Source organism: Mediterraneibacter sp. 210702-DFI.3.120, assembly GCF_020561005.1.
Taxonomy (GTDB): Bacteria; Bacillota; Clostridia; order Lachnospirales; family Lachnospiraceae; genus Mediterraneibacter; species Mediterraneibacter faecis.
Map to the genome: position 1 here is coordinate 44,625 of NZ_JAJCNG010000004.1, position 12,410 is coordinate 57,034.

At 40.6% G+C, this 12,410-nt stretch carries 6 protein-coding genes; all 6 read left to right on the forward strand.

From position 1 onward, the window contains the following. Positions 1-11 precede the first annotated feature (11 nt). The 6 genes from LI162_RS03645 to LI162_RS03670 all read left to right on the forward strand — a co-directional run bounded on the left by LI162_RS03645 (position 12) and on the right by LI162_RS03670 (position 12,375). Entirely contained in the window at positions 12-7,316 is a 7,305-nt protein-coding gene (locus tag LI162_RS03645; RefSeq protein ID WP_227155768.1) for a non-ribosomal peptide synthetase, read from the forward strand. Beyond that, positions 7,313-8,410: a saccharopine dehydrogenase NADP-binding domain-containing protein gene (locus tag LI162_RS03650; RefSeq protein ID WP_117484503.1), complete on the forward strand. Its 1,098-nt coding sequence runs from the start codon at positions 7,313-7,315 to the stop codon at positions 8,408-8,410. The genes LI162_RS03645 and LI162_RS03650 overlap by 4 nt, the downstream gene beginning before the upstream one ends. Positions 8,411-8,567: 157 nt before the next feature. Beyond that, positions 8,568-9,146 carry an MptD family putative ECF transporter S component gene (locus tag LI162_RS03655; RefSeq protein ID WP_117484504.1) on the forward strand — a complete coding sequence of 193 codons (579 nt, stop codon included), beginning with the start codon at positions 8,568-8,570 and terminating at the stop codon, positions 9,144-9,146. Next, a complete protein-coding gene (locus LI162_RS03660) occupies positions 9,146-9,883 on the forward strand; it encodes an energy-coupling factor transporter transmembrane component T (RefSeq protein ID WP_173738633.1) in 738 nt (245 codons plus the stop codon). Before LI162_RS03655 ends, LI162_RS03660 begins: the two co-directional genes overlap by 1 nt. 4 nt (positions 9,884-9,887) lie before the next feature. Continuing rightward, a complete protein-coding gene (locus LI162_RS03665; RefSeq protein ID WP_173738634.1) occupies positions 9,888-11,423 on the forward strand; it encodes an ABC transporter ATP-binding protein in 1,536 nt (511 codons plus the stop codon). Positions 11,424-11,517: 94 nt separating this feature from the next. Then, positions 11,518-12,375: an AraC family transcriptional regulator gene (locus LI162_RS03670; RefSeq protein ID WP_015524564.1), complete on the forward strand. Its 858-nt coding sequence runs from the start codon at positions 11,518-11,520 to the stop codon at positions 12,373-12,375. Positions 12,376-12,410 lie beyond the last annotated feature (35 nt).

Below are 12,410 nucleotides of genomic sequence, written 5' to 3' on the forward strand. Positions count from 1 at the left end.
GAGACAGAATCATGGAATATATAGAGATAAAGGAACAGATCAAACAAAAGCTGCCGGTAGCCAGAGATTTGGGGGATTCCGAAAATCTGCTGGAGCTTGGGCTTTCATCCCTGACAATCATGCGTCTGGTAAACCAGTGGAGAAAACAGGGGGTTAAGGTTTCATTCGGTTCATTGATGGAAAATCCTACCCTTGAAGGCTGGTGGGCGCTGATCCAGCGCAGCATGAAGAAAAAAGCGGGCAAAAAACGGGCGCAAGAATCTAAGATAACGCCGGAAAAGGATATGAAACAGCCGTTTCCTTTAACAGACGTACAGTATGCATATTGGGTTGGCAGGGATGAAGAACAGGCTCTTGGAGGAATAGACTGTCATGCGTATTTAGAGTTTGATGGGGGAAATATAGATCCGGAGCGTCTGGAAAAAGCATGGAATGTACTGCAGTATCATCATCCTATGCTGCGCGCCTGCTTTTTGGATGATGGAACACAGAAAATCCTGGATAAGCCGTATTGTGAAAAAATAAAGGTTCATGATTTTTCCCGGATGTCATCTGAGGAAGCAGAGGCAATGGCAGTATCTGTCAGAGAACGTTTATCCCATCGGAAGTTAAAGATTGAGGAAGGCGAAGTAGCAGGAATAGAGCTTACGCTTTTTCCTGAAAATAAGGCACGCCTTCATGTGGACATGGCACTTTTGGTTGCTGATGTACAGAGTCTGCAGATATTATTGAGGGATTTGGCATCTGCTTACCGAGGGGAAAACCTGCCGAAAGAATCAAAAGGGTGGAATTTTGCTTCCTATCTAGAACGGCAGAAACAGGAAGAAGGGGAGGAACGGAAAAACGCAGAAAAATACTGGAAGAATCGTTTAGAGCATTTGCCAAAAGGCCCTGACCTTCCATTGGCAAAACGTCCGCAAGAAGTGGAAAAAACGGTGTTCAACCGCAGGATTGTGAGAATCGAAAAGGAAGAATGGGATCATTTGCAAATGCGGGCAAAAAAATACCAGACAACTCCGGCAATGGTTCTTCTTACTGCATATGCGGTGGTTCTGGAACGATGGAGCAGGAATCATTGTTTCCTTATTAACATTCCGTTTTTTAACCGGAAAACAGAGCAGCAGGGGTTAGAGGAAGTAATAGCAGATTTTACTACTCTGTTATTGCTGGAGATTAACTGCGAAGAAAATCCGACTTTTGCGGAATTGTTGGACAGGATTCAGAAGCAGCTTCATGAGGATATGAAGTATACGGCATATTCCGGCGTGCAAGTACAGAGAGACATTGCGCAGATGTGTGGGGACGCATCGGCAGTGGCGCCGGTTGTTTTTGCCTGCAATCTGGGAACGCCGTTGGTAAATGATACGTTCCGGAATGAACTGGGGCAGTTTTCCTATATGATTTCCCAGACGCCGCAGGTGTGGAATGATTTTCAGAGTTATGAAGATGAAAATGGCGTACAGCTTACATGGGACAGCGTGGATGAGTTATTCCCGGAGAATATGATCCCGGATATGTTGGAGAGTTTTGAGATTCTTCTGCATGAATTGGGAAAGAAGGACTGGAATCAGAGATTTGATGTGCTTCCTGAAAAAAGAAAAAGAGAAATTGAAGATACAGCGCGTACAGGAGTGCCGGAGCGTGTGGAATGCCTGCATTGGGCTGTTATGAACCATGCGGAAGTTTGCCCGGAAGATATTGCGCTTATTGATGCGGGAAGCGGAAGATCGGTATCCTATGGGGAATTAAAAGCACGGGCAACAGCAGTGGCGGCAGGAATTTCAGAAAAGGATATTAAGGGCGTCCCGGTTGCACTTACCCTGCCGCGCGGGATAGAACAGATCGAGTCGGCATTAGGAATTTTGCTTTCCGGAAATTCATACCTTCCGGTCAGCTTAAGCCAGCCTAAAGATCGGAGAGCGTTAATCCATGAGAAGACGGGAGTCCGCTATGTGGTCACGAATCGGGAATTATCCGAAAAACTGGACTGGCCGGAAGGTACGGAAATCCTTGTGATGGAAGGTATGGAAGAGGGACAGGAAAATGTGAGAATGCCAGAGGTGTCGCCGAAGGACAGCGCCTATATCATCATGACGTCAGGCTCTACAGGTGTTCCGAAGGGTGTAGAGATTGCGCATGAAAGCGCATGGAATACGGTTCAGGATATTAATGAAAAGTACCATGTGACAAGTGCAGATCGGGCGCTGGCTGTATCAGCTATGGATTTTGACCTGTCGGTATATGATGTTTTTGGAATTTTAGGCGCAGGAGGAACATTGGTATTGCTTCCAGAGCAGGAGCGAAGGAATGCGGATTACTGGCTGGAACAAGTGTTGAAATATCAGATTACCGTTTGGAATTCAGTGCCGGTGCTTCTGGATATGCTTTTGATACGGGCGGAATCCATGAAACAGAAACTGCCGATCAGGGCGGTTATGCTTTCCGGAGATTGGATTGGGATGGATCTCCCGCAGAGGGTTGCGGCATGGACAGAGGATTGCCAGTTTGTCGCTATGGGAGGAGCTACAGAGGCAAGTATCTGGTCCAATTATCAGAATGTTACCCTGCCGATGCCGAAAAACTGGAAATCTATTCCCTATGGAAAGCCACTCAGATATCAGGCATATCGTGTTGTGGATGAGTATGGAAGGGATTGCCCTTACTGGGCAGAAGGCGAACTCTGGATTGGCGGTTTTGGTGTAGCAAAAGGATATAGGGGAGATTCTGCGCTTACGGGGCAGAAATTTATCACAGATCAGTATGGAAGATGGTATCGGACCGGTGATCTCGGAAGAATCTGGGATGATGAGATAATTGAATTTTTGGGAAGAAAAGATCATCAGGTAAAGATCCGTGGACACAGGATTGAATTGGGAGAAATTGAACATGCGATTCAGGAGTTTCCGGGTGTGGCTCATGCAGTTGTTGATACAGTTAGTGATGGTCATGGCAATAAAACGCTGGCTGCTTATATCGGAGCGCCGATACAGGAAGATTCTAAAGTTACAACGTATTTGTACGGCACAGATATCTTTGGCGGAGGCTGGAAAGAACTGAAGGATGATGTCAGCAATTGGCAGATGCAGCAGGAACGGAAGACAGCATACAAAAATTTCCTTGCCTATGCAGACCAGAGATGTGTACAGCTTATGCTGGAGACACTCATAGAGTTAGGCATTTTTGTATCAGAGAAGGAAGTTCTTTCGCAAAAGGAAATTTTTGAAAAAGGGAGCATTACGGAAACACAGAAGAATACTGTGGCAAGATGGTTGGAAATTTTAAAGAAGGAAGGAATCCTGAGAGAAGAGGACGGCAGACTATCGCGTACCGGGAAGGAAGTGGCTGTACCGGAAAAAGCTGGAGATGCGGAAACGTATTTTAAGAAACTGAAGCCGTATCTGAAGCATATGGTTACTGGGAATGAAGTTCCGCTGGACGTATTCTACCAGAAAGAGCCGGCTTTGGCTCCGAATATGCTGCTTCGGAGGATTCCGGGCTGCGAGGAAACAGTGGAAAGACTGGTGCAGGGATTAAGGCTTCTGGCAGAAGAACGCAGAAAAGAGCCACTCCAGATTATAGAAATTGGTACAAGGGACACTGCAATTACAAGACAGTTTTTGAATGCACTGGAAGATGTAAGCGTGGCTTATACATATGCGGATTCTTCAAAATATTTTCTGCAGGAAGCAGAGAAAGAACTTGCGGGATATGAGAGAGTCGAGTTTGAGATGCTGAATCTGGAAGAAGGCATGGATAAGCAGCAGATGTCCTTGCATAGTTATGACGTTGTGATATCGGTAAATGCTTTACATAGAAATATTGATGCTGCGGATGCGGTAAAGAAAGTAGCGGAATTACTGAAGCCAAACGGAATATTGCTGATGACTGACCTTGTGGTAAGGACATACCTTCAGGAACTTACAGCGGCTTTTTTGGAAAATGGTTTTGCGGATATTCGGGACAAGAGAAAAGAAGCAGGGCTGGTTACCCCGGACTGCCTGCTGTGGAGAGAATGTTTATCAGAGGCAGGATTGGGCGAAGACTGTGCTGTGACAGAGAGATATGGAAGATGTATATGCTGCAGCAGACAGCAGGCGTCTGTCCTGTCCTATCATAATGGAGCACTAAGGGAATATCTGTCAGAAAAACTGCCGGAGTATATGGTTCCACAGAACTATCATTTCATGGAGCAGCTCCCAACATTGTCCAATGGGAAGATTAACAGGAAGCAATTGCGGGAAGATTTTAAAGAAGAAACTGCGGTTATCCGATTTTCAAAGGCAACGACAGAAACAGAAGAAAAGCTTTTAGATATCTGGAAACAATTATTTGGATATGAAAATATCGGAATTGAAGATAATTATTTTAGCCTTGGGGGAGACTCGCTGATTGCCACAAGGTTGATCTCGGAAGTACAGACAACCTTCGGCTGCAAAATAACGATCAGTACGATTTTTGAAAATCTGACCGTAAAATCTCTGGCAAAAGCTATTGAACAGTCCGAACAGAAAGAAGAAGATACACTGCAGATCAAACCGAATCTGGAGGAAGCATATCATTCGTTCCCATTAACCGATGTGCAGTATGCTTACTGGCTTGGCAGAAGCGGATTGTATGAATTGGGAAATGTTGCAACACACTGTTATTTTGAACTGGATGCAGACGGCCTTGATACTGAGTGCGCAGAGACGGCATATGGAATAGCAGATGAATTGCAGAAATGCAGTTGTAAAGCAGGTGACTATGTTGGAATCAAATTGAATAAGAGTTTTTTTCAGATTGCGAGTGTTTTGGGAACTTTGTTGATTGGAGCAGCATTTGTTCCGATAGACAATGACCAACCAGAAATTCGTGCAGATAAAATACTGGAGATAGCAAAAATCAAATGCTTAATTGGAGAAAAAGAAGAAACTCATAAATATAGAGAAAAATATAAATGGATTGACAAAGACAGTGTCATTTTAAAAAAGAGTTATGATGAGATTGTTAATGACAACTTTGATGATGTGGCATATGTGATTTTTACGTCTGGATCCACAGGTGAACCTAAAGGGGTAGTTATCGAGCAGCAAGCTGTTGTAAATACGATTATAGATATAAATGAAAGATTTCAGGTAAAAGATAAAGACAGTATTCTGGCGCTCTCACAATTACATTTTGATCTTTCTGTTTATGATATTTTTGGAATGTTAGCTACAGGTGGAACAATAGTAATACCAGAAAAAGTTAGATATAAAGATCCGTCTTATTGGCTTATGTTGGTAGAGAAGTGGAATATCACAGTTTGGAATTCTGTGCCCGCCTTTATGGAAATGTTTGTAGACTATCTTGAACGATTCTATAAAGGAGAAAAATTGTCAATTAACAAAATATTGTTGTCAGGTGATTGGATACCAGTAAAGTTGCCAGAAAAAATTTGCAGATTCTTAAAAGACGTTCGAATATATTCACTAGGAGGGGCTACGGAAGCTAGCATATGGTCTATTTATCACGAGTGCAAAATGGGTGAATCATATAATAGTAGCATACCGTACGGTGTTCCTTTAAGTAACCAAGGTTTTGAAGTGCTGGATGCAAATATGAAACCATGCCCAGATATGGTACAAGGAGAACTATATATAACAGGAAAAGGGTTAGCAAAAGAGTATTTGGGAGATGTTTCTAAAACACAAAGTAGCTTTTTTTGGTTAAATAATAAACGAATATATAAAACCGGGGATTTCGGCAGATATTTAAGGAACGGAGAGATTGAGTTTTTAGGACGCAAAGATTCCCAAATAAAAATTTCGGGGCATAGAATTGATACCGGGGAAATAGAAAATGCAATTATGGATTGCTGCTCGGGGAAAAACTGTTGTGTAACAACAGTAGATTGGAATAATGAACCAAAGTTGGTTGCGGTAATTGTTCCAAAAGAAGATGAAAAAAAAGATGAAAAGAGTGTACGGGAAGCATTGAAGCGATACTTACCTCAGTATATGATACCGTTTTTTTTGCAATTTATTGATGAAATACCATGTACTTCAAATGGTAAAGTCGATAGACAGGCAATTCGGAAACTCTTTATTGATAAAAGGGATGATAAGATTCAACATAAAAGATGGGAATTAGAAAATTTAATAGACAAAGAAATTTATTCGATTTTAATCAGTGTCTTAAAGGTTGATGCATTATATCCAGATGATAATCTATTTGAATTAGGGGCAGATTCCTTATTAATGGCACAGATTGCGGGCAGAGTAAAAGAAATTATAGAGCAAACTAAAACATCCGTCACTTTTGATGAGATTCTACGCCAAATATTGAATAATCCTACGGGGGAAGCAATAACAACCTTTGTAAAGAGCAAGCAGAACATTCTAACATCTGAGAATGTACGAACTGATGATTTTAGAATTATAGAGAAAACTGCGAAGGATACAGTATATATTTTTTTCCATACGGCATTAGGAACAACTAATTGTTATCGCTTTGTAGAAAAGGAATTACGAAAAGAGGATTTGGGAGATTTTCTATTTATAAATGTAGAAGATGTAGAATGGTATTATTCAATACAATATCATGAATTAGTTGATAGAATTACAGACGAGTATGTTCGGAAAATAGAGCAACTTCACTATAAAAATATTAATCTTATTGGATATTGTCTTGGAGGTATTCTTGCATTAAATGTAGCTGTAAAATTGCTGGAGAAAGGAATCGAAGTAAATAATCTGTTTGTTATAGATAGTTATCCTGTTTCCGGGAAGGTAGAGGATCAATTTATAGATGAAGTGATCTTTTTGCCTAACTATCAATTAATGCTTTCGGAGGTTCTGGAAGATGTCGATGACTTTAAGGTAATGGAATTTATTACAGAAGTGAGGAAAAGAAATAATGGTAATATACCTCAAAATACTTTCTTTAACATTATAGAGAAAGATACCAAAATGAAAAACAATAGTGGTCTTTGGGAATTTGTTAATAGTACAAAAGAAAAAAGATTTGAAGCCTACGCAAAAGCCATTGAGAAAAAAACTTGCATTAACGTGAGTGCTGAACTGCTAGAAGCAACATTTGAAATTTATCAGCATGGATTTAAAGGTGCAAATGTAGAATTACCTTTTTATAGTGGGGATATTTGTTATTTATCAGCATGTGAAGAACAAAAATATTTTTTTGCAGATAAAAACCAAAATTTAGAAATGTGGAACGATATATGTCTTGGGGAATTTGAAGTGATAAATGTTCCGGGAAATCATGTTACATGCATTCATAGTGAGGAAAATGCCACATTGCTAGCACAAATAATTATAGAGAGGAATATAAGAGGATGAAGAAGAATATAGGAATTCTTGGAGCAACAGGTTTGGTAGGATCATCTGTGTTATCTGCGTTACAAGGGAAAGGGTATGCTTTACTTATAGGGGCACGTAATCAATATAAACTTCAGTGTTTGAAAGAAGAATTTTCAACAGAGAATATAGAAATTATACAGATGGATGTATTTATTCCGAAACAAGTTGAAATGTTCTGTTCGCAATGCGATGTAGTCATTAATTGTACATCTCCCGCATCTATAGTTGGGACAAGGATAGTTCGAGAGTGTATTAAGCAAGGGAATGATTATATTGATCCATTTGGAGAAGGAGATGTCGAGAAATATATTGTTGATAATAAAAGTATGATAGGGGATAAAAAAACTAGAATTATACTATCATCAGGTACATATCCAGGATTATCAGAAGCTCTATTTAAGTATGTGGCAGAAATACATAAAGGAGCTGAGGTATCTATCAAAGAATACTTTTATGGAAATAGTTATTTTTCGCATGGAGCTACACAAGATGTAATATCAAGTATGATTAATAATAAATCTAAAAGCATGAGTTTTTTTTATAAAGACGAAATTATTCCATGCAAAATGAGGATAGGGGAAAGTATATGTATAGATGAGAAAGTAGGAACAATGTATCTGTATCCTATTATTAGTAAAGATTTTCGAAGAGTGTGCAAGGAAACAGGAGTCAAGGAAGGTTGTTTTTTTAACACATTTTCTGATCTGTCTTCCATGGCTAGTTTTTTTGAAATTGGAAGCAAAATATATCATTCGAATAGTATGGATACTTTTGGATATACAGAGCAATTGGAAAAAATGTATAGGAACAAAAGTACAGAAAATGAAAAGACTATATTTTGGTTTGGTATAGAACTTGTAAATGGAAATGATGTAGAAAAAAAACTTATGTCTTTTGAATATGCGTGTAACTGGAATTCCCTATCGGGGTATGTTTGTGCGTTGGTGGCAGAATGGTGCCTAAACGATGAAATTTCAAAAGGAAAGGCATATAATTTAGATGAAATAGAAGGTATTCAAAAATTTATAGAGAGTCTTCCGGGAGAAATAAAACAGAATATAGTTAAACTTTAAACAAAAGAATTCTATTTCAAAAATAATATTCAAATGAATCAGAAAAAAATCTATTTGGATTTAAAATGCCTTTTTGGAGTAGAAAAAAATTATCATATCTGTTATATTACGTTGAAGAAGGTTAGAACTGGCTAACCAAAAGAAGGAGGATGTTATAATGAAGAAACTACAAGGAAAAGACCTTATTAACGTTGGAATCTTTACTGCAATTTATTTCGTGGTATTTATGGCCGTTGCTATGTTGGGTTTTATCCCTATTTTTTTGCCACTGCTGATTGCGATTGCGCCGCTTATTGCCGGCATTGTTATGATGCTGTACTATTCTAAAATCCAAAAGTTTGGAATGGTGTCTCTGACCGGTTTGATCTGTGGTATTTTGATGCTGCTCACAGGTATGGGATATTGGAGTATTATTACCGGTTTTGTTTTTGGTGTTCTGGCTGATCTAATCTTGAAGTCCGGCGATTATAAGAGCGCAAAGAAAGGGATCATTTCTCATGGGGTTTTCTCGATGTGGATTATTGGTAATTATATTCCTATTGTTGTAACAAGGGACAGCTATTACCAAGATTTGATTACCGGCTATAGTCAGGAATATGCCGATGCGATTATGGGGTATATCAGTGCATATACACTTCCGCTTCTTTTGATTGCCGGTTTTGTCTGCGGCGTGATTGGCGGTATCATCGGACAGAAGATTTTTAAGAAACACTTCAAAAGGGCAGGTATTGCATAATGCGTCAGGAGTTATTAGCAAGTCAGAAAAGCGGCAGAGGAATACTGTTAGACCCCCGGACGAAACTCGCTTTGCTTATCACAATTTCCGTATTTGTTTTAAGTGGAGGCATTGGTGTAACTTCCAGACAGTTCGCTCCTGTTTTGTCGGCAGTTCCTCTGATATTGATGCTGACCGAAGGGGCATGGAAGGGGTCATGTATCTATTTTGCCTTGTACGGTGGCAGCTATCTACTGCAAATACTGTCACTCCCGTACTTGTCAGGACTGCCAAGTTTTTTTGTTGTTGCAGTTTGTGGCTTTTTAATGAGGTTTGTTCCGGGAATTATGATGGGATACATTACAGTCAAAACAACCACCGTCAGTGAATTTGTTGCTGCCATGAAGAAGCTGCATTTGCCGGAGCAAATTATTATTCCAATGTCTGTTATATTCCGCTTTTTCCCAACAGTTGTTGAGGAATATAATGCGATAGGCGATGCTATGAAAATGCGAGGGATTCGCTTCGGCGGAGGCAAAGCAGGCGCAATGTTGGAATATAGGCTTGTTCCTGTAATTATGTGTTCTGTTAAGATTGGGGAAGAATTAAGTGCTGCAGCCCTGACGAGAGGATTGGGCGGATCGGTTAAGAGAACAAATATCTGCGAAATCGGTTTTCATGTGCAGGATATTCTTTTCTTGTTATTGTGTGTAGTGGCTTTTGCTATTCCGATTGCAACAATGATTGCAGGGAGGTAGGATTATGATTGAATGTAAAAAAGTTTCTTTTTCCTACCCTTCAAATGAAAGTATCGACGGAGAACGTGAAGTACATGGAACGCTGAAAAATATAGACCTGTCTATTAATGATGGAGATTTCGTGTTGCTCTGCGGAACATCAGGATGCGGAAAAACTACATTAACTCGTTTGTTTAATGGCCTGATTCCGCACTATTACGATGGCAAGCTGGAAGGTAGAGTCATACTCGATGGCAAAGATATGAGTAGCCTGTCGTTATTTGATATATCAAAAAAAGTGGGTTCTGTTTTTCAGAATCCACGTTCTCAATTTTTTAATGTGGATACGACCAGCGAAATTGCCTTTGGATGTGAAAACCATGGATTGGAAGAAGCAGAAATCCGAAAGCGGGTAAAACTGGTCTCAGAGCAGTTGAACCTTACAAATCTACTGGACAGAAGTGTTTTCTCCCTTTCCGGTGGGGAAAAGCAAAAAATCGCCTGTGGATCTGCCGCCGCTGTGGAACCGGATGTATTTGTTTTGGACGAGCCATCTTCCAACCTTGACGCCTATTCCATCGCTGATTTTCGGAAACTGTTAAAAATATTGAAGTCACAGGGCAAAACAATTATTATTGCGGAGCACCGGCTCTACTATCTTTATGATCTGGCAGATAGGATCATATATTTAAGCGACGGGGAAATACAAGGGGATTATACTTTGCCGGAATTTCAGTTGATTCCGGCGGCGGAAAAAGCTAAAATGGGATTACGGCCTCTTGGCCTGGGTGAGTTTGCAGACATTGAGCCTGCCAGTCTACATTCAGGGCAGGGGATATGGAAACTGAACCACTTCCATTTCGCATACAAGAAACAGCCGGAAACGCTTTCTCTGGAAAATATAGAGCTTCCTGCCGGAAATGTAACGGCGGTCATCGGGCACAATGGAGCCGGAAAAACGACACTATCCCGTTGCTTATGCGGATTGGAAAAAAGATGTAAAGGTATCCTCGAAAAAGAAGGTACTTCCTATTCAAGCAAACAGCGGCTGAAGCTATGCTATATGGTCATGCAGGATGTAAATCATCAGCTTTTTACGGAGAGCGTTTTAGAGGAAGTCCTGTTAAGTATGCCGGGGAAAGATTCCGATGAATCGCCTGAAAATGTGGCAAAGGCAGAGGCTATCTTGACAGAAATGGATTTGCTCCCGTACAAAGCCTGCCATCCGATGGGGCTTTCGGGAGGGCAAAAACAACGTGTGGCGATTGCTTCTGCGATTGCCTCTGAACGTCCGGTTATACTATTTGACGAACCTACCAGCGGCCTTGATCTCTTTCATATGAGGCAGGTGGCCGATTCGGTCAAAGGACTTGCCGATTCAGGAAAAACCATTGTGATTGTGACCCATGATCCTGAATTTATACTCAGATGCTGCAATCATGTGATTCATCTGGAAAACGGAATGCTGGAAGAAAGCTATTCCCTCTGGGATATGGAAGGACGAGAACGGCTATTAAACTTCTTTATACTGGAAGGGGGCGGCGGAAATCAAACTGTTTGATGGTAAAATAAATTGCGGATCAAATGTAAAAAATGTCATTGAAACTGAGGATTGTGTTGTCCTGCAAATTTTTGACGAAAGCGGCGAAGGGACAATGACAGCTCACAAAATTTTTGATGGCGCTTTTGTGATGTATAGTGATATGCACCTAAAAGAATGCGTTTCTCATTTTCAGAGTAGTACAGGCAGTTCGCTTCTCTATATCGACCATTGCCGGGAGGGACGAATCGAAAACGAAATTGGCAATCATGCTTATGGCTATTTACAGGAGCATGAAATGCGAGTTGATAACAGGCGTTTCCATTCGGGACGAGTTTGCTTTCCGCTTTGCCATTACCACGGGATGACGCTCGGGTTTGATTTGGAAATTGCTGTGCCAGCCCTCAGAGATTTTTTTGGCGGGTTTTCGGTTGATTTATATGAACTTCAAAAGAAGTATTGTAACGACAAGAAACCGTTTGTTATTCATAATGAGCCGGGAATTGAACATATTTTTTCAGAACTTTACTTTGTCCCGCAGCAAATCAAAGGAGACTACTATAAAGTAAAGGCGCTGGAACTACTTTTGTATCTGGACGCTTTGCAAATTTCCGAGTCCAAAGAGGAACGTCCTTATTTTTATAAAGGGCAGGTAGAGAAAATAAAAGCAATCCACGACCTGATTACAACGGATTTGCAAGAGCATTATACAATGGATGAATTGGCTGAACGGTTCCAGATTTCATTGACGGGCATGAAAAACTGTTTCAAAGAGGTTTACGGAGATTCCATGTATTCTTATCTTCGCCGTTATCGAATGAATATCGCTGCTACAATGCTCAGGCAGGATTCCAAAAAGGGGATTGCAGAAATTGCCGGGGCTGTCGGATATGAAAGTCCCAGTAAATTTGCAACGGCCTTTCGTCAGGTGATGGGACAAACGCCTATGGAGTACCGAAAATCTTTTTTCTAAATGGTGCATAAATGCCGTTTTGGAGAGGAAAGAAG